This is a genomic window from Micromonospora sp. HM134 (assembly GCF_007833915.1).
Taxonomy (GTDB): Bacteria; Actinomycetota; Actinomycetes; order Mycobacteriales; family Micromonosporaceae; genus Micromonospora; species Micromonospora wenchangensis.
Genome location: NZ_CP041061.1, coordinates 2,010,052 through 2,034,387 on the forward strand (window position 1 = coordinate 2,010,052; position 24,336 = coordinate 2,034,387).

A 24,336-nucleotide genomic window follows, 5' to 3' on the forward strand; every position below is an offset into this window, starting at 1 on the left:
CACCCCCGTCGACGAGCCGTGCGGTCAGGAGACCGAGGCGGGGAAACGTTCCCAGACCCGGTGCGCGGCCAGCAGGGTCTGCGCGTCGGCGAGCACGCCGGTCGGCGAGTCACCGGCCACCACGCCCGCCGCGCCGGCCACCCCGGCCAGCTCCAGCACCCGCACGCCCGCGCCCCAACCGCCGATCACCTTGGCGTGCCGCCAGCACTCCTGCACCAGCAGCAGCACCCGGGGGTCGACGACGCCGGCGTCCGCCGCGCCGGCCTTCGCGTCCCGGGCCGGCAGCGCGTCCGGTGCCGGCGCGGGGGCCCCGGCCAGCAGCAGCGCGTCCAGCTCGACCGAGCGGCCGGTGGCGAAGGTCCGCTGCACCGTCAGGCCGCCCACCGTACCGCCGTGCGCGGCGATCACCAGCGGCACCATGCCGGCGGCGAACACCTCCCGGCGTACCTGCTCGACGTCGTCGGTGCCGGTGTCGGCGTCGACCACGATGCCGACCGTCCGGCCGTCGGCCGGCCAGGTGCGGCCGAGCTGGGACAGCGCCGGGCTGGGCGCGACGTCGGCCAGCGGCACGGTCGGCTCCGGCGTCGGCAGGCCCAGACCGGTGGCCACCTGCGCGCAGAGCACCGGGTCGATGTTGGCCAGGCACTGCACCTGCCGTTCCCGGATCGCCTGGTGGTGGCACTTGCCCAACTCGAAGGTGTACGCCCGGACGATGTGCTCCCGCTCCACCGGCGACATGCTCAGCCAGAACAGCCGGGCCTGGCTGAAGTGGTCGTCGAAGGAGGCCGGGTTGGCGCGGACCTTCGGGGCCTCGGCCACGGTCACCGGCACGTCGACGAACGCGTGCTCGGCGTCACCGGCCGGGAACGGGTTGCCCCCGTCGAGCGAGTTCGGCCGGTACGGGGCGACCCCGGCGTGCACGGCGTGCTGGTGGAACCCGTCGCGGAGCATGTCGTTGACCGGCGCGTGCGGCCGGTTGACCGGGATCTGCGAGAAGTTCGGCCCGCCCAGCCGGGTGAGCTGCGTGTCGACGTACGAGAAGAGCCGGCCCTGCAACAGCGGGTCGTTGGTGACGTCGATGCCCGGCACCAGGTGGCCGAGATGGAAGGCGACCTGTTCGGTCTCGGCGAAGAAGTTCGTCGGCGTCCGGTTGAGCACCAGCTTCCCGACCGGCTGCACCGGCGCCAGCTCCTCCGGCACGATCTTGGTGGGGTCGAGCAGGTCGATGCCGGCGAAGGTCTCCTCCGGGGTGTCCGGGAAGACCTGGAGGCCGAGTTCCCACTCCGGGTACGCCCCGGCCTCGATGGCGTCGTAGAGGTCACGCCGGTGGAAGTCGGGGTCCATGCCGCTGAGCAGCTGCGCCTCCTCCCACTCCAGCGAGTGCACGCCCAGCTTCGGCTTCCAGTGGAACTTCGCCAGCACCGTCGCCCCGGCCTCGTCGACCAGCCGGAACGTGTGCACCCCGAAGCCCTCCATGGTGCGGTACGAGCGCGGGATGCCCCGGTCGGACATGTTCCACATGGTGTGGTGCTGCGCCTCGGTGTGCAGCGAGACGAAGTCCCAGAAGGTGTCGTGGGCGCTCTGCGCCTGCGGGATCTCCCGGTCCGGGTGCGGCTTGCCGGCGTGGATGATGTCCGGGAACTTGATCGCGTCCTGGATGAAGAAGACCGGCATGTTGTTGCCGACCAGGTCGAAGGTGCCCTCGTCGGTGTAGAACTTGGTGGCGAACCCCCGGGTGTCCCGCACGGTGTCGGCCGAGCCCCGGGAACCCAGGACGGTGGAGAACCGGACGAACACCGGCGTCTCCCTACCCTTGCGCAGGAAACCGGCCCGGGTCACCTCCTGCGCGCCGTACCCGGTGAAGACGCCGTGCGCGCCCGCGCCCCGGGCGTGCACCACCCGCTCCGGGATGCGTTCGTGGTCGAAGTGGGTGATCTTCTCGCGGAAGTGGTGGTCCTGGAGCAGCGTCGGGCCGCGCGGGCCGGCCTTCAGGGAGTGGTCGGTGTCGCGCAGCCGGGCACCCTGCGAGGTGGTGAGGAACGCACCCTGCTGGCCGTTGGCGACGGTCGGTGCGCCGGTGGCCGCGCCGGTCGGGGTACGCGTCTGCGGTGCGCCCTGCTCCTTCCTGGGTGGCAGCGGGTCGTGCGGGGTGGTGGGTTCGTCGACGGTCGGCGGAGCGCTGCCCGGCGCTCCGGGGACCTCGGGGGTCATCAGGTGGGACACCTTCTCGGCTGCGGCGTCCACCACGTCCTTGACGACCTCGGTCGGCTTGCGGGATTCCATCTGGGTGGCACCTCTTCGCGGAGCGGGGATCGGGTGTTCCTCCCCTACCCGGGCATCCTGGCGCAAAACACACCGGTGCCGGCCGTCACCCGTGATCAGCGCAGCGCGCGCAGGGTGACGGCGGTGACCGCGCCGTACGCCAGGTGCGGCACCAGGTCGGTCATCCAGTCGGTGGCCGACCAGGTCCGGGGATCGGTCACCCGCAGCAGGGTCAGCGGGCCGTTGGAGCCGACCATCGCCAGGCCGGTCAGCGCCAGGGCGGACACGGCCAGCGGCAGCCGGCGACCGCCCGCCGCCGCGTACCCCGCCGCGGCGGCCACCGAGGTGGCGTAGCCCAGCAGCGGCCCGAGCCCGGACCGGCGGTTCGCGGCCGTACGCTGGTCGCCGAGGTCGACGTGGGCCAGGTCGGCGAGCCGGCCGGCGCTGTCCTCGGCGGCGCTGCTGGCCGGCCGGGCCCGCAGCGCCATGTCGAGGTAGGTGACGGCGTTGAGGGCGGACGCGCCGGCCGCACCGGCGATCAGGGCTCTGCTGGTGGGCGTCATCCACCCCGCCTACCCGCCTGCGGGGCGCTGACACCCGCCCCGCCCGACCGGCGGCCGTCAGGAGACCGCCGTGGTCACCAGGTCCCGGACCCGCTTCTCCACCTCCGGGCTCCACGCCCGCAGGGCGTACGACACCGGCCACAGGTCGCCGTCGTCGAGGTGGGCCGCCTCCTGGAAGCCGAGGGTGCAGTACCGGTAGTTGAACTTGCCGGCGTCCTGGAAGAACACGACGATCTTGCCGTCCTCGTTGGCGTACGCGGGCATCCCGTACCAGGTCTTCGGCGACAGCTGCGGAGCCGCCGTACTGACCGTCAGGTGCACCCGCTCGGCGAGCGTCCGGTCCGCCGGGGCCATCTGGGCGATCCGGTCCAGGACCGCCTGCATGCCGTCGGCCTTCTTGGCGCCCTTGCGCCCCTCGGCCCGCAACTCGGCGGCGCGTTCCCGCATCGCGGCCCGCTCCTCGGCGGTGAACCCGTCACCGGCCTCCCCGCTGGTGTCGCCGTCGGACGTGGTGGTCGGCTTCTTCGTGGCCACGCGGTCTCCCTCGCTGGTCGGACGGGGCGCGGCACCCTGCCGGCCACCTGCGAGAAGGCTACGACCGGGCGCGGGCCGACGGCTTCTCGATTCCTGACCGGCCGGGCCCGACCCGCCCACCCGACGGCGGCCGGCGCACCGCGCGGGCCGGCCCGCCCCGCGCGGCACCGGCGGTCCGCCGGCCCGGCGTACGGCGTTGCCCACCACGCCGTACGCCGGGCCGCCGGTCACAGGTCCTCGATCCGGTGGGTGGTGGAGCCGGCGGGGCGGTGCACGACCACCGTGATGCTGCCGACCTCGCCGCCCTCCGGCCCCGGCCACCACGCGGCCCACCACCCGCCCCCGGTGCTGGTCCGGATGGTCCTGCCGTCGGCGAGGACCAGGTCGACGCCGGTGACCGACGGGCCGACCAGACCCACGGCGTTGGAGTACTGGTCGCGGCCGGAGCCGACCGAACTGCGTGTCTCGACGTTGACGGTGCCGGCGGCGGGGGGCGGCAGGGGGCCGTCCGCCAACGTCATCGCGGCCGGCCGGCCGTCGTCCACGCTCATACACTCGATCACGCCCGAGCCACGCCGCTGGATCAGCAGGGTGGCCACCCCCCGACGTTCGGCCAGGAGCACGTCGGAGGGGCCGACCGGTGCCCCCGGGTCGCTGCCCACCCCGCTCTCGGCGCACCGGCGGGCCTGCGGCATGACCTGCTCGCCGGTGAGCGCGCCGGGCACCGGGGTCCAGGAGGCGAAGGCCCGGTCCATCGGCCCAGGTAGCAGCGCGGGCACCGCGACCGCACCCACCACCGCGAGCGCCCCGGCGGCGACCAGGCCGACCACCCCGCGCCTGGTCACCGTGCGGCGTGCCGGTGCGGGGCGGGCGACGGCCCGGCCCGCGACGATCCCGTCGACGACCGCGGTGGCCCGTTCCCAGTCGGCCGGGGTCGGCTGGACCCCACGCGCCGGGTCCAACGCGGCGAGGCGTTCCAGATCCGTCATGACTGCTGCTCCTTGAAGACGGTGAGGGCGTGCGGGCGGGCGGCGGCCGGTTCCAGCGCGGCCCGGAGGCGTTCCCGGGCCCGGCCCAGCCGCATGGCGAACGTCGAACGGCGGCAGCCCAGCACGGTGGCCGCCTGCCCGGCGGTCAGCCCGTCGAACGCCACCAGCGCCAGCACCTCCCGGTCGGCGGGTCGCAGGCTGCGCCAGGCCCGGTCGAGGTCGATCCGGGCGGCGGCGTCGACCGTGTCGTCCCCGTACGCCGGCCCGTCCGCCGCCACCAGCCGCACGTCCAGGGCCTGCCGACGCAGCCAGCCCCGGGTGTGGTTCGCCATCGTGCGGCGGGCCACCCCGAACAGCCACGGACGGGCGTCGGCGGGGAGGTCGTCGAACCGTCGCCAGGCGGTGAGGAAGACCGTCGAGACGACGTCCTCGGCCTCGCTGGGTGGGACCCGCCGCTGGACGAACCGCAGCAGGTCCGGGTATGTCGCGGCGTGCAGGGAGCGGAATCGTCGCTCCCGTACGCCGTCATCAGCACTGCTCATGTGCACCTCTCGGTCGGCCGTTCCACCCCCTACCTGTCCGGCGGCGTCCCCACTGTCACACCCAGGTCCGGCACCGGCCCGGCGGGAGGCCGAGCCGGTCCGACGGGAGGCCGACCGTGGACAGGCCGCCGTCGATGCGTCTATCGTCACGGCATCCTCCGCCCGTGCCCGCCGTACGAGGAGCGCCATGGGGTTCCCGGTATCCCTCGACGAGCTGCTCGGTGACGAGGTCCGACGCGATCCGTACCCGTACTATGCCCGGCTGCACGAGCTGGGGGAGGCGGTCGCGCTCGCCCCGACGGCACCGCACGCGGTGGTGGTCCACGGGTACGAGGCGGCCCAGCGGGTGCTGCGTGACCCGGTCTTCCGGGTGCTCGACGCGCAGTACCTGGACCGCGCCGGCGTCCGCTGGCGTGACCACGCGGTGCTGCGGACCCTCCAGGCCAGCATGTTCAACGCCCCGGCCGAGGACCACGCGCGGGTGCGTCACCTGTTCGGCCAGGCGCTGACCGCCCGCCGGGTCGCCGCCCTGGAACCGGCGATCGTGCGGATCACCGACGGGCTGCTCGACGGGCTCGCCGAGGCGGGCGCGGCCGGCCGGCCGGTGGACTTCATGGCGGCGTTCGCCCTGCCGCTGCCCAGCGCCGTCGTCGGCGAGCTGCTCGGGGTGCCGCACTCCGACCGGGCCTGGTTCCCGTCCCGGGTGCGGGCGTTCGACGCGGTGCTGGAGATCGGGCCGCGCTCGTTCCGGGAGATCCGCGCCGCCAACCGCGCCGCCGAGGAACTGGCCGGGTACTTCACCATGCTGCTCGCCGCCCGCCGGGCGGAACCCCGCGACGACCTCGTCTCGGCGCTGGCCCGCCTCCGCGCCGAACGCCCCGACCAGCTGTCGGAGGCGGAGCTGCTGGCCAACCTGATCGTCACGTACAACGCGGGGTTCCGGACCACCGCCAACCTGTTCGGCAGCGGGCTGACCCTGCTGCTGGCGCGGCCCGCCGCGCTGGCCGCGTTGCGTGCCGACCCGTCCCTCGCCCCGGCGTACGTCGAGGAGATCCTGCGCTACGAGCCGCCGGTGCACTTCGCGGTGCGCTACGCCGCCGAGGACACCGAGGTCGCCGGGGTGGACGTCCCCCGTGGACGGACGGCACTGGTGCTGACCGGCGCGGCCAACCGGGACCCGCGACGGTTCCCCGATCCGGACGTGTTCGATCCGTCCCGGGCGGACAACCGGCACCTGGCGTTCAGCGCCGGGCCGCACTACTGCGTCGGTGCGGCGCTCGGCCGGACGGAGGGGCGGCTCGCCCTGCCCCGGCTGCTCGACCGGTTCCCGGCGCTGGCGCTCGCGGCGACCCCCGGCGAGCCACGGCAGCTCATGCTGCGGGGGCACGATCGGCTCCCGGTGCGGGTCGTCGATCCGGCGGCCGATCGGCCGGGCGGCACCGTCCGGGTGGACCTTGCGCAACGGTCTTGATTGAGTAAGGTCGATCGAAACGGAGCGGCTGCTCCGGTGACCAGAGCGGCGACGGTCACGCCGACGTCGCACCTGGTTCCCGGCCGCGTCCCCGGCCACTGCCACGCCTCCCGTGTCCCACCGGCGGCCGGGTCCGCCGACGCCGACCTCCGGAAAGGAAACCCCGACCATGACCGATGAGATCCGCGCGTTCCTCTTCGCCGCGCTGACCGAGATGAAGTACGACATCGAGGGCGCCGACGACGACACGGTGTTCGGTCCGGCCGGTCTCGACGTCGACTCGCTCGGCCTCGCCGAACTGGCCGTGCGGGTGGAGGACAAGTTCGGGGTGACGTTCGACGACGACGAGGCCGAGGCACTGGCGATGATGACCGTCGGCGAGTTCTGCCGCACGGTGGCCGGCCGCGTCCAGCCCACCTCGGCACACTGACCGTGCCCGCCGTGCCGCCCCGGAGGCGGTCGATCAAGCGTCCGGTGCAGCGGGGCGAGGGGGGACGCGCATGCGTGCCGGCGTGACGGTGACCGGGATCGGGCTGGTCAGCCCGGTCGGCAGCACCGCCGCCGAGGTGTTCGACGCGGTCTGCGCGGGACGGTCCGGCCTGACCCGGCCACCCGAGGGGCACCCGGTGCACGGGGTCGTCGACGTCGCCGCGTTCAGCCCGGACATCGACCCGGCCAGCGTGCTGCCCGGCCCCGAGTCCCGGGTGGTGGACCGCGCGGTGGTGATGGCGCTGCGGGCGGCCGGGGACGCGTTGGCCGACGCCGGAGTCGAGGTGGGCCGGGACGTCGACCCGTACCGGGTGGCCGTGATCGTCTCCGGCGTCGGCGGCCTGTCCACCCTGGCGACCCAGGTCCTCGCGCGGGCCGAGCGGGGCCGGCTCGGGGTCAGCCCGTACATGCTGCCCGGCACCCTGCCCAACATGGGCGCGGCGCGGATCGCCATCAGGCACGGGATCCGGGGCTACACCTCGTCGATCGGCACCGCCTGCGCGGCCGGAGCCCAGTCGATCGGTGAGGCGCTGCGCATCCTGCGCGCCGACGAGGCCGACCTGGTGCTCTGCGGGTGCAGCGAGGCGCCGCTCTTCCCGACCTTCGCCGACGCGTTCGGCAACGCCCGCGCGCTCGCCCACGGCTGGTCGGACCCGACGGAGGCGAGCCGACCGTTCGACAGGCGGCGCAACGGTCTCGTCCTCGGCGAGGGGGCCGGGGTGCTCGTGCTGGAACGCACCACGCACGCGGTGGCGCGCGGTGCCCGGCGGCGCGCCGACCTGCTCGGGTGGGGCGCGAACAACGACGCCTACCATCCGACCACCCCCCGCCCCGACGGGTCGGGCGCGGCGCACTGCATGCGCACGGCGCTGCGGGACGCCGGGCTGGGCCCCGACGACATCGGCTACCTCAACGCCCACGGCACCAGCACCAAGGCGGGGGACGCGGCGGAGGTGGCCGCCCTGCGGGACGTCTTCGGCGCGGCGGGCCCGCCGGTCAGCTCCACCAAGGGGGTCACCGGGCACGTGCTCGGCGTCTCCGGGGTGATCGAGGCGGCGATCGGCGTCGAGGCGCTGCGCCGCGGTCTGCTCCCGCCGACCCACAACCTCGACGACCCCGACCCGGGCGACGACCTCGACCACATCCGTAAGCAGCCGCGTGACGTGGCGGTGACCACGGTGATGTCCAACTCGTTCGGCTTCGGCGGCCACAACGTCAGCCTGGTGTTCGGCCCGCCCGGGGCCTGACCGTCGTCCCGGCCGCACCCCCGGTCGCGGCTGCGGCGCCCTGCCGGCACCGCGCCCGGGGCGACCTCAGCGGACGGTGAGCAGGGTCGCCCCGTCGTGCCGGGCGACGGTGACGGCGAAGTGCTGGTCCAGCATGTCGGTCACGTAGTCGAGGTCGGCCACGAGGGGCACCGGCAGCATCGCCCGCTGGTCGACCGGGGCGTGGGTGCAGACCAGCTCGATCCGGTCGGCCTTGAGCAGCCCCCGGGTCAGGAAGGCCGGCAGGTCCTCGGGGAGCAGGAAGCGCCACAGGTCGACGTTGACGATCACGTCGAGCGCACCGGCCTTGAACTGCTGGAGCACCGTGCCGATCAGGTGTGCGTTGGTCGGCCCGGCCGGGGCGTCGTGGTCGAAGGTCTGCGAGTCGGGGCCCAGCTCCAGGGTGGACACCCCGTTGCCGATCACCAGCGCCGTACGGGTGGCCAGCTCCTTGCGCAGCGCGTCGGGCAGCGCCTCCGGCCGCCCCAGGCCCGCCCGCCGGTACGCCTCGATGGCCTGGCCGTAGAGCCGGATGCGGCCCAGGTGCCGGCCGAACGTGTTGATCGCGTACAGCACCTCGACGTCGTAGCGCAGATGCTTGCGCAGCAGGTACTTCATGTTGTCCATCGAGGCGAGCCCGTTGGACGTCTTGCGGAAGTGCGGCAGGTGGTACGACGTCGCCTCGACGTCCAGCTCGAACAGGTCGGGCCGGCCCCCGTGCAGGTGGAAGACCCGGTAGAAGAACTCCAGGTCCTCGAACCCCCACTTGACCATCGCCTCGTCGAAGCCGGCCACCCGCAGGAACGACTCCCGGTCGACCGAGGCGTTGTGGGTAAGGCCCAGCACCCAGGGCGCGCTGGGGAAGTCGCGGATGCGCTGCGGGTGGGCGATGTCCTCCAGCCGTGGGTCGCTCCGCTCGGCGTCCAGCAGCTCCGGGCCGACGGGTTCGCCCCGGCGCAGCGCGTCCGCACCGGCCCAGTCGAGGTCGTAGCGCTGGCCGAGCAGGACCCCGGGCCGGCCGCCGCGTGCGGCGTGGTGGTCGCGGTGCCGGGCCAGCAGGGTGGGGTGGGCGACCGTGTCGGCGTCCAGGAACATCAGGATGTCGGCCTGGGCGCGGGCCGCCGCCGCGTTGCGGTTGGCGCTGCGGCCCCGGTTGGTCTCGCTGCGCACGCAGGCGATCCGCAGCCGGTCGGCGTAGCGTTCGACGACCGGGGCCAGCGGGACGGCCGAACCGTCGTCGCCGACGATGACCTCGAACTCCTGCGCCGGGAGGGTCTGCCGGGTCAGCGACGCCACCGTCGTGTCGAGCGCGACGGCGTTGTTGTGGGCGGGGATCACCACGCTCAGGCGGGGCCGGTCCATGGAACTCCTTCGGAAGATACCGGCCGGCCCCTGTCGCGGGCCGTCAGCGGGGGGTGCAGTGCTGGTTGATGTAGTCGGCCAGGTCGCCGACGGTGGCCATCCGGTCCTCGTCGAGATCCTCGACGTCGATCTGGATCTCCAGCTCGTCCTCGATCTCGAGCAGCAGCTCCAGCGCGAGGGAGGAGCTGAGGCCCAGCTCGTCCATGAGCTGCGTGCCGACGGTGACCGGGGCCTCCGGTCGGAGCATCCGGGTCAGCAGCGCGACCATCGTGTCGACGACCTGCGCGCGCAGCTCCGGCGCGGTGGTCGTGTCGGGCTCTATCACTGGACCGCACGCTCCAACATGGAGCCATCAGAGCAAACATGATCGGCGGGTGTCAACGGCTGTCGCGATCTTCAGCCGGCCGGTCGCGGGACCGGTCCGGACGGCCCGTCGAGGCCGTGGAACGACGCCGTGTCGTAGGGCGCGTCGCCGGTCAGGGCCACCGCGACCCGGTAGCCGGCCGGGGTCGCGACGTCGGTGACCCGGTGTACGCCCGGCGGGTCGCCGCAGGCCACCACGTCGCCCCGGTGCACCGGCAGCGCCAGGTACGGCCAGAGCCGTTCCCCGGCCGCCTTGACCACCGCCTCCTTGCGGGCCCACAGCCGGGCGAACCGGTCGGCCCGGCCGGCGACGTCCGGCCCCGAGGCGACGTGCCGGGCCTCCCCGGCGGCGAAGAACCGGGCGGCCAGCGCCACCGGGTCCCGGCCCGGCGTCACGTGCTGGATGTCGACCCCCACCGCCCGGTCACCGCCCACCGCCACCGCGACCAGGTCGTCGGAGTACGACAGGCTGGTCTGTGGCCCGCCCCGGGGCTCGGTCAACGTCGGCTTGCCGTGTCGCCCCCGCCGCCAGGCGAGCCGTCCGGGGGCGACGCCCAGGGCCGCGCCGACCAGCAGCCGCAGCGCCCCGTGCGCCACGGTGAACCGGTCCCGGGCGGCGGCCGGGCCGAGCGCCGCGGCCCGGCTGCGCTCGCCGGCCGTGAGCACCGCGTCGTACCGGGCCAGTTCGTCCGGGCCGGGCCGGGCCGACAGGATCCAGATCCGGACGGTCTCCCGCATGGGTCGTACCCTAGCCCCGTCGTCCGCCGCGCGGCCCGGCCGGCGGCGGCGATTTGCGACGTTGACACGTGCCGATCTCCGTTGCTCTGATTGACCGATGTTCGCGCAGACCGCCGAGGCGCAGGTGCTCGTCCCGTTCGCCGGCCCGGGGGCCGGGACCGCGCCGCTGACCTGGGGTCAACTGGCGATCATGCAGGACATGCGGGAGACCGGGTGGACGCACAACGTCAGCGGCGCGCACCCGGTGCCGACCGGGGTCACCGTGGAGCAGGCCGCGGCGCAGCTCGGTGACCTGATGAGCCGGCATCCGGCGCTGCGGATGCGGCTGGGCACCGACGAGCGGGGCGAACCCTGCCAGGTGGTCGCCGCCGACGGGGAGATCGCCCTCGACGTGCTGGACGTCCCCGACGACGCCGACCCGGCGGACGTGGCGAAGTTCGGCTACGAGCTGGCCCACGCCCGGCTGCTGGCCCCCTACGACCTCTACCGGGACTGGTCGGTGCGGATGGCGGTGATCCGGCACCGGGGCGTCCTGGTGCACCGGGTGCTGACCCTCGACCACCTGGTCGTCGACGGCACCGCGACCGCCCTGGTGATGGCCGACCTCGGGCTGGTGGACCTGACGGCCCGGCGGACGCCCGACCCGCGTACGGTGCAGCTGCTCGACCTCGGCCGGCGGGAGCGCACCCCGCCGCTGCGCCGGGTCAGCGACCGGGCGGTCCGCCACTGGGAGGCGCACCTGCGCGACCTCCCGCCCTCGACCTTCGGCGAGGTCACCAACCCGGCCGGGCGGCACGGCCGGCGGTTCTGGCACGGCCGGTTCAGCTCACCGGCGGCCTACCTGGCGGTGCAGGCCATCGCCCGACGTACCCGGACGGACACCTCCCGGGTGCTGCTCGCGGTGATCGCCGTGGCGGTCGGCCGGGCCACCGGGGTCAGCCCGTTGACCGCCAAACTCATCGTCGGCAACCGGTTCCGGCCGGGGTTCGCCGAGGCGATCGCCCCGCTGAGCCAGAACGGGGTGCTCACCGTGGACACCACCGACACCACCGTGGACGAGGTGGTGACCCGGGCCCGGCACGCCTCCGTCGCCGCCGGCATGTACGCCTACTACGACCCGGGGCAGCTCGCCGAGGCCGCCGCCCGGCTCGACGGGGAGCGTGGCTACCCGGCCCGGGTGACCCTCCGGATCAACGACCGGCGGATGGTGACCCGGCAGGCGGCGGAGGCCGCCGCCCGCGCCGCCGAGGTGACCCCGGAGCAGATCCGCCGCCGGGCGGGCGAGACGTTCCTGGTCTGGGACGGCACCCTCGACCACCTGCCCGAGCAGGCGTTCATCACCGTCGAGGACCAGCCGGACACCATCTTCCTCCAGGTGATCTTCGACCTGGGCTGCTTCACCGAGGCCCAGGCCGAGGCGCTGCTGCGCGGGGTGGAGGAGGTGGCCGTCGAGGCGGCGTTCGACCCGGCGGCACCGACCCGGATCACCGGCTGACCGCCCGCGCGCCGGTCACCGGCCGCCGGACGACCCGGTGACCGCCGCGGCGCCGGTCACCGGTCGACGGCCCGGGGGAGGGTCACCGCTCGACCCGGTCCCAGGTCACCGGCAGCGCCTCCAGGCTGCGTACCACCAGGCCGGGCCTGAACCGCAGCTCCTCCTCGGGCACGGCGAGGCGCAGGCCGGGCAGCCGGCGCAGCAGCGCACCGAGGGCCTCCTGCAACTCCATCCGGGCCAGCGCCGCGCCGAGGCAGTGGTGCGGGCCGGCCCCGAACGCCAGGTGCGGATTGTCGGCCCGGGTCAGGTCGAGGGTGTCCGCCCCGGCGAACACCGACGCGTCCCGGTTGGCCGAGGCGATCGCCGGGAGCACCGGGGTGCCCGCCGGCAGGCACACCCCACCCAGTTCCACCTCCTCGGTGGTGACCCGGGGCAGCAGCACCCCGTTGTCGCCGAGCTGGATGAAGCGGGACAGTTCCTCCACCGCCCGGGCCACCGCGACCGGGTCGTCGCCGCGCAGGCCGGCGAGCTGCTCGGGGTGCCGGGCCAGCACGAGCAGGAACAGGTTGAGCTGGTTGGTGGTGGTCTCGTGGCCGCCGACGAAGATGCCGGCGGTCACCGAGACGAGTTCCCGTTCGGTGAGGTCGTCGTGCTCGTCCCAGGCCGCGATCAGGGCGCTCATCAGGTCGTCGCCCGGCTCGCGGCGACGCGCGACGATCATTTCGCCGAACGCGTCGAGGGCGGCCTGCGGGGCCGCCGGGTCGGCGTCCCAGTCGCCGACGAGCGCGTCGGACCACTCGCGTACCCGGTCCTGGTCCTGTTCCGCGATGCCGAACAGCTTGCTGATCACGTAGATCGGCAGCGGCGCGGACAGGTGGGGGATCAGGTCCGCCGGCGGGCCCGCCGCCACCAGGTCGTCGATCATCCGGTCGACGAGCGCGGCCACCGTCGGGCGCAGGGCCTCCACCCGGCGGACGGTGAACGCGTGCGACACCGCCCGGCGCATCGTCGTGTGCCGGGGCGGGTCCATCCCGATCAGCGAGTCCTCGGCGAGCGAACCCAGCTCCCGGGTCGGGCGGTCCGGCCCGGCCGCGGCGGCCCGGCTGAACCGTTGGTCGGTGAAGACCCGGCGGACGTCCGCGTGCCGGGTGGCGAGGTAGGCCTTCCCGCCGTCGGGCAGCGCGACGGGCGCCACCGGGCAGGTCTCCCGCAGCCGGGTGTAGTCCGGTGACGGGTGGTAGATCGTGGGAGCCGGAGCGAGCGGGTACGGAATGGGCTCTTGCGTCATCTGCGACTCCTAGGGTGGTCTGACGGTGGATCAGCTCCGGGTGCCCGCGGCGAGGTGCACCAACGCCGGCACCACCTCGGCGGGGGTGGGCATCGCGTGGACCCGGTCCCGCATCAGCGCGGCGGCGGCGCGCCACGGGCCGTCGGCGATCAGCTCGCCGACCAGCGCGCGGAGCGTGTCGTCGTCGGCGGCCCGCGCGTCCGGCAGCCAGGTGCCGGCCCCGGTGGCGGCCAGCCGCTCGGCGTTGAAGTGCTGGTCGCTGACCTGCGGCAGGACGAGCTGCGGCACCCCGAGGCCGAGCGCCGTCATCGTGGTCCCGGCGCCGCCCTGCTGCACCAGCGCGGCGCAGGTCGGCAGCACCAGCCGCAGGGCCAGCGGGCTGTCGACCAGCCGGACGTTGCCCGGCAGCGGGCCGAGCGCCGCCTGCTGGGCCGGCTCGACCAGCACGACGACCTCCACGTCCAGCCCCGCCACGGCCCGCACCACCCGGGGGAGGTCCAGCCGGTCGTCCAGCCCGGCCCCGGCCATCATGGTGCCCGCCGTGACGCAGACCCGGGGCCGGTCCGCCGGGCGGTGCAGCCAGGCCGGCAGCACGGCCGGGCCGTTGTACGGCACGTACCGGACCGGCCGGGTCGGGCCGGTCGCCGGCACCTGCATCGGGGGCGGCACCGGGTCGAGGGTCAGCACCCCGGCGAGGTCAACGTCGGCCGCGGCGAGCCCGAACCGGCCGGCCAGCGGGCCGAGCACCGGCTCCGGGTCGAGCCGGAGGGTCACCGAGGAGTCCGGCCCCCACAGGTGCCGCACCCCGGGTACGCCCAGCGCGGCGGCGGCCACCGCGGCGGCCAGGTTGAACGGCTCCCAGACCATCAGGTCCGGTCGCCAGGAGCGGCCGAAACCGACCAGGTCGTCGAGGAGGGCGTCGGCGAACCGGACCACCCCGCCGTCGGCGGTGATCGCCGGCTCGACCGTGTCGTCCGGGGTGTCGTCGTCGGTGGCCCGGTCCAGGGCGCCCACCGCGCCGATCCGGCCCGCGAACGCCGTGGCGAAGTCGACGTCCGCGCCCAGCGGCACCGCCGCCAGCCCGGCCGAGGTGATCGCCGGCACCAGCGCCGGATGGCTGGCCACCCGCACCTCGTGGCCGGCCGCCTGGAGGGCCCAGCCGAGCGGCACGAGGCCGTAGAAATGCGACCGCCAGCCCCACGTCGTCAACAGAATCCGCAAAGCCGCAGTCAAGTCCGACCCATCCGCGCGTACCACCCGGCAGTCCTGGTGCACCGATGCTAGGCGATGGGTGTCCGTACCCGGAAGATCGTCACCCGGACCAATGGATATTGACGCCGGCCGTACCGATGGCCGAGTCTTACCGGTGCCCGATGTGGACCGCCGACCGACAGGTGGGTAGCTCGCCATGACCGTCGTCTCGGAGCTGCGGGACTACCCCTTCGCGCCGTTCACCGGCGACCTGCCCGCCGAACTGCTCGACATGGTGGTGTCCGAGCCGGTCAGCCGGGTGCGGCTGCCCGACGGCCGGCCGGCCTGGCTGGTGCTCGGCTACCAGGACTGCTGCACGGTGCTGGCCGACCCCCGGTTCTCCCGGCTGCCGCTCGGCGCGACCGGGACGCCCGACGGCGCGGGCCCCCGCGAGTTGAACATGGACGGTCCGGCGCACGCGGTCGTGCGCCGGGTGGCCAGCCGGGCGTTCACCGCCCGCCGGATCGACACCTTCCGCCCCCGGGTACGCCGGCTGGTCGACGCGCTGATCGACGAACTGCTGGCCGGGCCCCGCCCCGCCGACCTGGTCGCCGCGCTGGTGGCGCCGCTGCCGGTCCACGTGGTCTGCGACGTGCTGGGGGTGCCGGTGGCCGACCGGCCCCGGTTCTACGGCTGGATCGAGGGCCTCAACTCGGTCACCGCGTACGGCTCGGCCGACGCCGCCGCCGCGCAGGCGGAGCTGCGGGCGTACCTGGCGGGGCAGTTGGCGGGCAAGCGGGTGACCCCCGGCGACGACCTGCTCTCGGCCTGGGTGCTGGGCCGGGACGCGCACGAACTCGACGACGCGGAACTGGTCGAGCTGGCGATGGGGGTGCTGCTCGGCGGGCTGGAGATCAACTCGACGAGTGCCGGGCTGCGCGCGTTGTTCCAGCACCCCGAGCAGTTGGCGAAACTGCGGGCCGACCCGGGCAAGCTCTCCTCGGCGACCGACGAGATCCTCCGCTACACCTCGGTGAGCAGCATGTTCCGGGTCCAGGTGGTCCGCGAGGACCTCACCCTGGGCGGGGTGGCGATGCGCGCCGGGGACTGTGTGATGGCGATCCCGTGGGTCGGCAACCGCGACCCGCGGGTCTTCCCCGACCCCAACGTGTTCGACATCGACCGGGTGCCGACCGCACCGCACCTCACCTTCGGCTTCGGGCCGCACTTCTGCCTGGGCACCGCGCTGGGCCGGATGCAGGTGGAGTCGTCCATCGGCGAGTTGCTGCGGCGGCTGCCGGGGCTGGCCCCCGCGGTGCCGCTCGACGAGATCCCCTGGCGGCACGACCGGATGAACGGCGGCATCGCGTCGTTCCCGGTCACCTGGTGAGGTCGCCGCGCCGGTCACCGGCGGGCGGCGGCCACCCCACCTGCGTGGGCGGTCAGTAGCTCTCCACCGCGTTGACCCGGTCCGGCCAGTAACGCTGACCGGGCGCGGCGACGTAGTGGTCCCACCGGGGCGTGTCGCCGGTCGGATGGTCGCCGAGCACGGTGATCCGCTGCCCGCGCCGGACGCCCGCGTAGTCGTTGATCGCGTAGTGCTGGGTGACCCGGTTGTCCCAGATCGCGACGTCCCCCACCCGCCAGCGGTACCGGCAGGTGAACTGGGGGCCCTCGGAGAAGGCGAAGAGGTACTCCAGCAGCGCGTCGCTCTCGTTGCGGCTCAACTGCGGGATGTGCGAGGTGAACAGCCGGTTGACGTACAGCGAGCGGCGGCCGGTCTCGGGGTGCACCCGGACCACCGGGTGCTCGGCCCGGCTGGTGAACTCGGTGCCGATCCGGATGACGTGGATGGCGGTCAGGCCGTCGAGCAGGTCCCGCAGCGGCGCGGAGAGCGCCTCGTACACCTTGCACTGGTTGGTCCACATGGTGTCGCCGCCGGTCTCGGGCAGCTGCACCAGGTGCAGGATCGAGGCGATCGGCGGGCTCTGGTGGAAGGTCATGTCGGTGTGCCAGACGTCGACCTTCCCGCCGTCCTCGGAGTCGATCAGGACGATCTCCGGGTGCCCCTCCAGCCGGGGCAGGTACGGGTGCAGCTCGACCTCGCCGAAGCGTCGGCCGAAGGCGATGTGCGCCTGCGGCGTCAGCCCGGTCTGCCCGGCGACGAAGACCACCTGGTGCGCGAGCAGCAGCCGGTGCAGGTGGGCGAAACCCTCGTCGGTCAGGGTGTTCAGGTCGATGCCGTGGACCTCGGCGCCCAGGGCGCCCGCGACGAGCCGTACCTGCGGCACGAGGGACGTGGTCATCGGTGCTTCCTCCGGTCTGGGCACCCGGGCCCGTCGGCGCATTGTTCCACGACGGTGAATGGGATCTCCACCGTCGATATTGACGCCGTCGTGCCGTCCCTGGGAGCATTCGGGCCGGCGGAGGCCACGGCCATCGTGGACGCGCGGCGCGACGGGGGGCTGTCCCGGTGACGATCGAGACCTCGACCGATGACGATGCGGCGGCCCGGCTCGGCCGGCTGACCGACCTGGCCACCCCGTTCGCCGTACGCACGGCGGTCACCCTGCGGGTGCCGGAGCGGATCGCGGCCGGGGTGACCGGCCTGGACAAGCTGGCCGCCGCCTGTGACGCCGACCCGGACGCGCTGGGCCGGCTGCTGCGCTACCTGGTCCACCGGGGCGTGTTCGCGGAGACCGAGCCGGACGTGTTCGCGCTGACCGACGTCGGCGAGCTGCTCTGCGAGCGGGACGGCGGCGGCCACGGCGGCTACCTCGACCTCGACGGTCTCGGGGCGCGGATGGACCTCGCCTACACCGGGCTGCCGCACGCGGTGCGCACCGGCGGGCCGGGCTACCAGGCGGTGCACGGGCGGGACTTCTGGGCCGACCTCGACGCGCACCCGTCCTACCGGGCCTACTTCGACGCGCTGATGCTCAGCCAGCAGCGGTTCACCGCGCCGCAGGTGGCGGCGCTCTACCCGTGGCAGCGGGTGGGTCACGTGGCCGACGTCGCCGGGGGTGCCGGCGGGCTGCTGCGGGAGCTGCTGACGACCCACCCGCACCTGCGGGGCACCCTGGTCGACCGGGGTGAGCCAGTGGCGACGGCGACGGCGACGTTCGCCGCGCACGGGCTGACCGACCGGGTCGACACCGTGGTCGGGGACTTCTTCGCCGAGCTGCCGGCCGGCGCGGACGTGTACGTGGTGTCCCGGGCGTTGACCGACTGGAGCGACCGGCACGCCACGGCGATCCTGCGCCGGTGCGCCGAGGCGGCCGGGCGCACCGGTCGGGTGCTGGTGGTGGAGGTGCTGCCGACCGACCCGTACGTGCCGCACCGCTCGCCGTACGACCTGCAGATGCTGGTGCTGGTGGGTGGCCGCGAGCGGGGCGTGCCCGAGCACGTGGCGCTGGCCGCGGCGGCGGGTCTGAAGCCGGTCGGGACGTATCGCGGCACCGGGGGCCTGACCCTGTTGGAGTTCGCCGTGGACGCCTGATCCGCCGACCGGTGATCCGACGTTCGTACCTGTTTTCCCGGTCCTGTGTGACGCACGGTGAGCGGCTCAGCGGATTTCTCTGGCATCGACCGATTTGCCGGTGAATAGGTTCGTGACATTCGTGTTTCTCCATAGCTGGCGCAGTTTTCCGAAGGTTGTTCATGGACGGACCGGCAGGTAACGTCTCGCGTGCCGGCTGGGCCGAGCCTTTGCGAAAGGGTCGACACGCTATGACGGTTACTGGTTTCACGCGATATCCGCCCTTCATCGACGACCTTGCCCGCAGCGAATCGGGGCGGCTGCTGCACGCGGAACTCGGACGCCGGTGGCCGGAGTCGGCCGACCCGTTGGTCGGGATCGCCCGCTACGCCCTGCTGCCGGCGGGCAAGCTGCTCCGTCCGATGATGACGCTGCACGCGGCCGAGGCGGTGGGCGGTTCACCGGCCGACGTCCTGCCGGCCGCGCTGGGGATGGAGTACCTGCACGTCGCGACGCTCGTGCACGACGACATCATCGACGCCGACACGCTGCGCCGGGGCCGCCCGGCGGTGCCTGTCGCCTTCGGCATCCCCAACGCCATCGTGGTGGGCGACCACCTCATCTTCACGGCCTTCCAGTCCATTGTGGAGTCCGGGGCGACCGCGCCGGCCGGGCACGTCGCCGCCGCCGTCGCGGCCCTGGCCGAGGCCGGCCGGGACCTGTGCCGGGGGCAGATGCTCGAAACCCAGCTCGTCGGCGACCTCGACGAGGGCGCCCGCCGCTACCCCGAGATGATCCGGCTCAAGACCGGCGCGCTGTTCCGCGCCGTGTGTCACGTCGGCGCGCTGCTCGGCGGGGCCGAACCGCAGGTCGCCGCCGCACTGGCCCGCTACGGCGAACACCTCGGCATCGCCTTCCAGATCCGCGACGACCTGCTGTCCTACGTGGCCACCCCGGAACAGACCGGCAAGCCGGCCACCAGCGACCTCAACAACGGCCGGCCCACCCTGCCGCTGCTGATCGCCTACGACGCCGCCACCGACGCCGCCCGGGTGGAACTCATGGCGGTGCTGCACCGGCGCGGGGCCGGCCCGGGGGACGTCGAGTGGGTCGCCGGCCTGCTCACCGAGGTCGACGCGGTGCGCAGCGCCCGCCGGCAGATGGCGGAGCACGCCGGGCGGGCACTGGCCGAGCTGACCGGGCTCGCCCCGTCGCCCAGCGCCACCGTGCTCGCCGGCATCGCGCACTGGATGACGAGCGAGACGGCGTGAACGCGGCCGGCGCCGTACGGGCGCTGCGGGCACACGTCGAGACCTGGCGGCCGTACACCCTGTGGTACGTCGGGCTGGTCGGCCTCGCCGGTGCGGCCCTGGCCGACGGGCCGCACCACCCGTGGCTGCTGCTGTCGGCCTGGGCCGCCCCGACCGCCGGCTGGCTCGGCGGCCACTACCTCGGCGACTACTTCGACCGGGAACTCGACGCCGGCAGCAAACCGCACCGGCCGATCCCGTCCGGCCGGCTGGCCGCCCGTACGGCGCTGTGGTGCGGCTGTGCCTGTTTCGCCGTCCTCGCGCTGCTGGCGGTGCTCGGTGGCTGGGGCACCACCTCGGCGGCGGTGCTCGCCGCGTTCGGCATCGTCGCCTACAGCCGCTGGTGCAAGGCGCGCGGCATCGCCGGCAACCTGGTCCGGGGCGCGCTCGGCGCGATCGCGCTGCTCTACGGCACGCTGACCGTCGGACTGTCCCCGCAACAGCCGTCGGCGGTGCCGGTGCTGCTCGCCTCGATGTTCGCGTTCTGGGCGCACGACACGATGTCCAACCTGGTCGGTGCGCTGCGCGACATCGACGGTGACCGGGCCGGCGGCTACCGCACCCTGCCGGTACGCCGGGGCGCGCCGTTCGCGGTGCGCACGGTGCTGGCCCTCTACGCCGGCACCGTCGCCGCCGCGCTGGCCGCCGGACTGCTGGCCGGGCCGGCCCGGCGGGCCGGCTACCTGGCGACGCTGGCCGTCGTCGTGGCACTGGGGGTCGCCGCCCTGGCCCCGCTCGTCGCGCACCGCGCCGACATGCCCGTGCTGGTGGCGTTGCGGGCGCACGCCGTCCTGGTGGTCGAACGGGTGGTGCTGGCCTCGGCCCTGGTCGGGCTGGGGCTCGGGGTCGGCCCGCAACTGCTGCTGGCGCTGCCGATGGTCGCCCTGACCTGGTGGGCCCAGCGGACGATGCGCGCCGGGCACGAACTCGGCACCGGACGACCCGCGCTGGCGCTGGCCACCCCCCGTCGAGCCGCCATGGAGGACGTGTCATGACCGCTGTGCCCACCGAGGCCCTCGACCGGGCCATCACCCGCGGCGCGGAGGCGCTGCTGCGCCGGCAGCGCCCCGACGGGGTGTTCGGCGACGACCCGCCGGCCTCGGTGCTGGGCACCGCCGGCACGGTGGCCGCCCTGCACGCCGCCGACCCGGTGGGCAGCGCCGACCTCGTCGACGCCGGCACCGGATGGCTGCGTCGGCAGCAGCACGACGACGGCGGCTGGGGCGGCGTGGTGGGGGCCGACAGCGAGGTCGTCGCCACCGCCGTCGCGGTCGCCGCGCTGGCCCTGACCGCGCCCGCCGACAGCGCCGAGGCGATCGCCGCCGGACGGGCCCGGCTGGCCGCGATGGGCGGCGTCGACACGGTCACCGACCCGGCCATCTCGCTGCTCTGCCGGCAACTGCTCACGATGGCCGGGATGACCGCCGAGGCGGGCCCGCTGCGCCGGCTGCCGCTGGAGATCGTGCTGTTCGACCGGGTCCGCCGCCAGCGCCTGTCGTTCCGGACCGCGCCGTTCATCGGGTTGGCCCTGATGCAGGCCGACCTGCTGCCCACCGGCCGGCTGCGCCGGGCCACCCTGCGTCGGGCCCGTCCGGCGGCGCTGCGGCTGCTGCGCGCGATCTACGACCACGAGGGCCGTACCGGCGCGTTGAGCGAGGACCCGTGGCCCGCCGCCCTGGTGCTGCTCGGCCTGGCCCGCGCAGGCGAGGCCCCCGACATCGCCGCCGCCGTGGTGGGCTGGCTGCGGCGCGCCGTGCGCCCCGACGGCGCCTGGGACGCCGTGGCCAACCTCGACCTGACCCGCTCCGGGTACGCGGTGACCGGGCTGATCGCCGCCGGGTACGCCGCCGACCCCCGGCTGCGCCCCACCCGCGAGTTCTTCCACGCCACCCGGAAGCCGACCGCGTTCACGGTGCTGGACGTGCCACCGGGCGGGTGGAGCTACTCCAACGTGGGCGGCTGGCCGGTGACGCTGGAGTCCGCCGAGATCCTCTCGGCGCTCGCCGGCTACCCCGACGCCGACACCGACCCGGTGCTGCGCGGCGGCCTGGACTGGCTCGTCGGCCGGCAGGACAGCCGGGGCTCGTGGAGCCTGTGGGTACGCGACACCAAGCTCGCCAACGACGGCCCCTGCCCCGCCATCACCAGCCAGGCGGTGCTCGCCCTGCACGACGCCGGCCACCCCGACGACCACCCGGCGATCGCCGCCGGGGCGGCCTGGCTGCTGACCGCCGCGCGCCCCGACGGCAGCTACGAGAACCTGTGGTACCGCGACCACACCTCCGGCACGGCGGTGGTGGTGGCGACGCTGTCCCGGGTCGGGCACGCCCGACACGACGTGGTCCGGCGGGCGGTGCGCTGGCTGCGCGACACCCAACTGCCCGACGGGTCGTGGGGGCCGGGCGACGGCACCGCCGGGTCGGTCGAGGAGACCGGCTGGGCCGTGCAGGGGCTGCTGGCCGGCGGTGACCCGGAGGCCGCCGACGCGGTCGACCGGGGGGTCTCCTGGCTGCTCGCCGCTGCCGGGCCGGACGGCGGCTGGCCGGCCACCCGGGTCTGCAACTACATCCGCCACCACCTGCGCTACCCCAACGCGGTGATCACCCAGGCGGTCGCGCTGCGGGCGCTCGGCGAGTACCGCCGTGCCGTCGCCGGGCGGGCCGGCGTCACACCCGGCGCGGTCGCCCGATGAGCGCCGACGTCGTCGTGGTCGGCGCCGGGGCCGGCGGCCTGGCCGCCGCCCGCGCGCTCGGCGCGCGGGGGCTGCGGGTGCTGGTGCTCGACCGGCAACGCACGCCCGCGTCGATCGCCAAGGGCGAGATCCTGCAACCCGAGACGGTACGCATCCTGGACGGCTGGGGTGTGCTCGACGCCCTGCGGGCCACCGGCGCATGCCCGGTCGACCGGTTGGCCATCCGCGACCCGCAGGGCCGTCCGCTGCTCGCCCTCGACTACGGCACCCTGCCCGGCGGATACCGGCAGATCCTCTGCGCCGACTACGGCGACCTGCGTGGCGTGCTCGCCGACGGGCTGCCCGGCACCGTCGAGATCCGGTGGGGGCAGCGGGTCACCGGTCCGCTGCGCGCCGCCGACGGCCGGGTCACCGGGGTCCGGGTCACCGGCGGCGACGGCGAGCAGGAGATCCGGGCGGCGCTGGTGGTCGCCGCCGACGGGATGTCCTCACCGCTGCGTAAGGCCGTCGGCATCGACGTCGAGCGACGGGAGTACCCGCACGGCCTGGTGGCCTTCGACGTGCCCGACGTGGAGGTGGCCGACGAGGTGTCGGCCTACCGCACCGAGCGGGGCCTGTGCCTGGTCTACCCGTTGCCCGGTGGGCGTTGCCGGGTCTACGTCCAGGTGACCCCCGACGAGTTCCGGGGCCGCAGCACCGCCGACCTGGCCGACTGGTGCGACCGGCTGCTCGCCGGGGTGCCGGCCGTCCGGCCGCTGGGCGCGGCGCTGCGGGCCAACCTGCACCGGCGGCAGCTGCTCGCCGTCTACCGGCTGCGGGCGGCACGGTTGACCGTGCCCGGCCTCGCCCTGCTCGGGGAGGCCGCCCACGCGGTGCACCCGATGGCGGCGCAGGGCGTGAACAGCTCCCTCGCCGACGCCGAGGCCCTCGCGGCCGGCCTCGCCGCCGGTGGGGGCCGCCCGGACGACGCCGCCGTGGACCGGGCGCTGCGCGACTACGACGCCGCCCGCCGGCCGCAGCTCGACCACGTCGCCACGGTCAGCCACAACGCCGCCCGCATGATCACCAGCGTGTCGGGGCTGCCCCGGCTGCTCGGGGCGCGGATGATGCGGCGCACCGCGGCCAACCCCCGGCTGCTCGGGCTCACCGCCGGCAACCTGTCCGGCACGAACGTCCGACCGCTGTCCCTGGTGGACCGGATGTACCAGCTCGGGCTGCTCACCGACCGGCACGCCCAGCCACCCGTCCCGCCGGCCCCGCAACGAAGTGAGCAACGATGACCACTGCCCCCACCGTCGGCACCCAGCCGCCGGCCGACCTGTCGATGAACGAGACGCCGTACCCGCCGCTGCCGAGCATCCGACGGATCGTCGAGGACGGGGCCGCCGCCCTCCAGCGGTACCCGGACCGCACCGCCGCCGCGCTGCGGGGCGCGCTTGCCGCACGGTTGGGCGTGGGACCGGAGTCGATCCTCGTCGGGCCCGGTTCGGCCGGGCTGTGCCAGCACCTCGTCCAGGCACTCGGGCCGCGCCCCGAGGTGGTGCATCCGGCGCTGTCCTTCGAGGGCTACCCGCTGATCATCCGCAACGTCGGGGCCCGGGGCGTACCGGTGCCGATGGACGGCTACCGCCACGACCTGCCGGCGATGGCCGCCGCCGTGACCGACCAGACCCGGTGCGTGCTGCTGTGCAACCCGAACAACCCGACCGGGGCGGTGCTGCACCGTGACGAGATCGAGGAGTTCCTGGCCCGGATTCCGGCCGACGTGCCGGTGATCGTCGACGAGGCGTACCGGGAGTTCGTCACCGACCCGCAGGTGCCCGACGGGATGGACCTGTACCGCGCCCACGACAACGTGTGCGTCCTGCGCACCTTCTCCAAGGCGTACGGGCTGGCCGCGCTGCGCGTCGGCTACGCGGTGGTGCCACCCCGGGTGACACCGCTGGCCGGCATGGTGGGCGCGGTGTTCTTCCCGAACAGCCTGGCCCAGGCGGCGGCGGTGGCGAGCCTCGACGGGGCGGTCACCCCCGAGCTGACCCGGCGCTGCGCCGACCTGGCGGCGTCGCGTACCCGGCTCATCGACGAGCTGCGTGGCCTCGGCCTCACCGTGGCCCCCAGCGAGGCGAACTTCGTCTGGCTGCCGCTGGGGGAGCGGGCGGTGCCGTTCGCCGAGCAGGCCCGCGCCGCCGGCATCCTGGTGATGGCCATCCCCGGCGCGGGGGTACGGATCACCGTCGGCACCGACGAGGCGAACGCCCGGCTGTGCGCCGTCGCCCGGACCATCCTGGCCGGCGGGGCCTGACG

Annotated in this window: 22 protein-coding genes; 11 read left to right on the top strand and 11 right to left on the bottom strand. The window is 74.7% G+C overall.

Annotation, left to right across the window (positions count from 1 at the left end):
• Positions 1 to 24 precede the first annotated feature (24 nt).
• From FJK98_RS09220 to FJK98_RS09240, 5 genes are all read right to left on the bottom strand, one after another.
• Positions 25 to 2,283 (bottom strand): catalase, encoded by a 2,259-nt coding sequence (locus FJK98_RS09220; RefSeq protein ID WP_145918641.1) that lies wholly within the window; start codon positions 2,281 to 2,283, stop codon positions 25 to 27.
• A 95-nt stretch (positions 2,284 to 2,378) separates the two neighbouring features.
• Positions 2,379 to 2,825, bottom strand: coding sequence for a hypothetical protein (locus FJK98_RS09225; protein WP_145918642.1), 447 nt, complete (start codon positions 2,823 to 2,825; stop codon positions 2,379 to 2,381).
• A gap of 57 nt (positions 2,826 to 2,882) precedes the next feature.
• A complete protein-coding gene (locus FJK98_RS09230) occupies positions 2,883 to 3,272 on the bottom strand; it encodes an iron chaperone (RefSeq protein WP_145922657.1) in 390 nt (129 codons plus the stop codon).
• Positions 3,273 to 3,586: 314 nt separating this feature from the next.
• A complete protein-coding gene (locus FJK98_RS09235) occupies positions 3,587 to 4,348 on the bottom strand; it encodes a hypothetical protein (protein ID WP_145918643.1) in 762 nt (253 codons plus the stop codon).
• Positions 4,345 to 4,890 carry an RNA polymerase sigma factor gene (locus FJK98_RS09240; RefSeq protein ID WP_145918644.1) on the bottom strand — a complete coding sequence of 182 codons (546 nt, stop codon included), beginning with the start codon at positions 4,888 to 4,890 and terminating at the stop codon, positions 4,345 to 4,347. The genes FJK98_RS09235 and FJK98_RS09240 overlap by 4 nt, the downstream gene beginning before the upstream one ends.
• A gap of 187 nt (positions 4,891 to 5,077) precedes the next feature.
• Here FJK98_RS09240 and FJK98_RS09245 point away from each other — a divergent pair, with 187 nt between their 5' ends.
• The 3 genes from FJK98_RS09245 (at position 5,078) to FJK98_RS09255 (ending at position 8,097) form a co-directional block, all read left to right on the top strand.
• Positions 5,078 to 6,361, top strand: coding sequence for a cytochrome P450 (locus FJK98_RS09245; protein ID WP_145918645.1), 1,284 nt, complete (start codon positions 5,078 to 5,080; stop codon positions 6,359 to 6,361).
• Positions 6,362 to 6,530: 169 nt separating this feature from the next.
• Positions 6,531 to 6,791 (top strand): acyl carrier protein, encoded by a 261-nt coding sequence (locus FJK98_RS09250; protein WP_145918646.1) that lies wholly within the window; start codon positions 6,531 to 6,533, stop codon positions 6,789 to 6,791.
• A 70-nt stretch (positions 6,792 to 6,861) separates the two neighbouring features.
• Positions 6,862 to 8,097, top strand: coding sequence for a beta-ketoacyl synthase (locus FJK98_RS09255; protein ID WP_145918647.1), 1,236 nt, complete (start codon positions 6,862 to 6,864; stop codon positions 8,095 to 8,097).
• A gap of 66 nt (positions 8,098 to 8,163) precedes the next feature.
• Here FJK98_RS09255 and FJK98_RS09260 read toward each other — a convergent pair whose 3' ends face one another.
• The 3 genes from FJK98_RS09260 to FJK98_RS09270 all read right to left on the bottom strand — a co-directional run bounded on the left by FJK98_RS09260 (position 8,164) and on the right by FJK98_RS09270 (position 10,578).
• Positions 8,164 to 9,477 (bottom strand): glycosyltransferase family 2 protein, encoded by a 1,314-nt coding sequence (locus FJK98_RS09260; RefSeq protein WP_145918648.1) that lies wholly within the window; start codon positions 9,475 to 9,477, stop codon positions 8,164 to 8,166.
• A gap of 43 nt (positions 9,478 to 9,520) precedes the next feature.
• The gene (locus FJK98_RS09265) at positions 9,521 to 9,802 is read right to left on the bottom strand and encodes a phosphopantetheine-binding protein (RefSeq protein WP_240762710.1); all 282 of its coding nucleotides are present in this window, start codon (positions 9,800 to 9,802) and stop codon (positions 9,521 to 9,523) included.
• A gap of 71 nt (positions 9,803 to 9,873) precedes the next feature.
• The gene (locus FJK98_RS09270) at positions 9,874 to 10,578 is read right to left on the bottom strand and encodes a 4'-phosphopantetheinyl transferase superfamily protein (RefSeq protein ID WP_145918649.1); all 705 of its coding nucleotides are present in this window, start codon (positions 10,576 to 10,578) and stop codon (positions 9,874 to 9,876) included.
• A gap of 97 nt (positions 10,579 to 10,675) precedes the next feature.
• Between FJK98_RS09270 and FJK98_RS09275 the strand changes: the two genes are divergently transcribed.
• Positions 10,676 to 12,073 carry a condensation domain-containing protein gene (locus FJK98_RS09275; RefSeq protein ID WP_145918650.1) on the top strand — a complete coding sequence of 466 codons (1,398 nt, stop codon included), beginning with the start codon at positions 10,676 to 10,678 and terminating at the stop codon, positions 12,071 to 12,073.
• An 82-nt stretch (positions 12,074 to 12,155) separates the two neighbouring features.
• On the opposite strand, the gene FJK98_RS09280 is transcribed toward FJK98_RS09275, so the two are convergent.
• Together FJK98_RS09280 and FJK98_RS09285 are read right to left on the bottom strand one after the other, a co-directional pair.
• The gene (locus FJK98_RS09280; protein ID WP_145918651.1) at positions 12,156 to 13,361 is read right to left on the bottom strand and encodes a cytochrome P450; all 1,206 of its coding nucleotides are present in this window, start codon (positions 13,359 to 13,361) and stop codon (positions 12,156 to 12,158) included.
• Positions 13,362 to 13,391: 30 nt separating this feature from the next.
• The gene (locus FJK98_RS09285; protein WP_168222405.1) at positions 13,392 to 14,582 is read right to left on the bottom strand and encodes a nucleotide disphospho-sugar-binding domain-containing protein; all 1,191 of its coding nucleotides are present in this window, start codon (positions 14,580 to 14,582) and stop codon (positions 13,392 to 13,394) included.
• A 187-nt stretch (positions 14,583 to 14,769) separates the two neighbouring features.
• On the opposite strand from FJK98_RS09285, the gene FJK98_RS09290 reads away from it, so the two are divergent.
• Positions 14,770 to 15,942: a cytochrome P450 gene (locus tag FJK98_RS09290; RefSeq protein ID WP_240762712.1), complete on the top strand. Its 1,173-nt coding sequence runs from the start codon at positions 14,770 to 14,772 to the stop codon at positions 15,940 to 15,942.
• Positions 15,943 to 15,994: 52 nt separating this feature from the next.
• Here the strand turns inward: FJK98_RS09290 and FJK98_RS09295 are convergent, their stop codons facing one another.
• On the bottom strand, positions 15,995 to 16,858 hold the full coding sequence (locus FJK98_RS09295; protein WP_145918652.1) for a TauD/TfdA family dioxygenase: 864 nt from the start codon (positions 16,856 to 16,858) through the stop codon (positions 15,995 to 15,997).
• A gap of 167 nt (positions 16,859 to 17,025) precedes the next feature.
• Here FJK98_RS09295 and FJK98_RS09300 point away from each other — a divergent pair, with 167 nt between their 5' ends.
• From FJK98_RS09300 to FJK98_RS09325, 6 genes are all read left to right on the top strand, one after another.
• Positions 17,026 to 18,051 carry a methyltransferase gene (locus tag FJK98_RS09300; RefSeq protein ID WP_145918653.1) on the top strand — a complete coding sequence of 342 codons (1,026 nt, stop codon included), beginning with the start codon at positions 17,026 to 17,028 and terminating at the stop codon, positions 18,049 to 18,051.
• 230 nt (positions 18,052 to 18,281) lie between these two features.
• Positions 18,282 to 19,301, top strand: coding sequence for a polyprenyl synthetase family protein (locus FJK98_RS09305; protein WP_145918654.1), 1,020 nt, complete (start codon positions 18,282 to 18,284; stop codon positions 19,299 to 19,301).
• Positions 19,298 to 20,335 (top strand): UbiA family prenyltransferase, encoded by a 1,038-nt coding sequence (locus tag FJK98_RS09310; protein ID WP_145918655.1) that lies wholly within the window; start codon positions 19,298 to 19,300, stop codon positions 20,333 to 20,335. The genes FJK98_RS09305 and FJK98_RS09310 overlap by 4 nt, the downstream gene beginning before the upstream one ends.
• Positions 20,332 to 22,032 carry a prenyltransferase/squalene oxidase repeat-containing protein gene (locus FJK98_RS09315; protein ID WP_145918656.1) on the top strand — a complete coding sequence of 567 codons (1,701 nt, stop codon included), beginning with the start codon at positions 20,332 to 20,334 and terminating at the stop codon, positions 22,030 to 22,032. The genes FJK98_RS09310 and FJK98_RS09315 overlap by 4 nt, the downstream gene beginning before the upstream one ends.
• A complete protein-coding gene (locus FJK98_RS09320) occupies positions 22,029 to 23,312 on the top strand; it encodes an NAD(P)/FAD-dependent oxidoreductase (RefSeq protein ID WP_145918657.1) in 1,284 nt (427 codons plus the stop codon). Before FJK98_RS09315 ends, FJK98_RS09320 begins: the two co-directional genes overlap by 4 nt.
• Entirely contained in the window at positions 23,309 to 24,334 is a 1,026-nt protein-coding gene (locus tag FJK98_RS09325; protein ID WP_145918658.1) for a histidinol-phosphate transaminase, read from the top strand. Before FJK98_RS09320 ends, FJK98_RS09325 begins: the two co-directional genes overlap by 4 nt.
• The last annotated feature ends 2 nt before the right edge of the window (positions 24,335 to 24,336 follow it).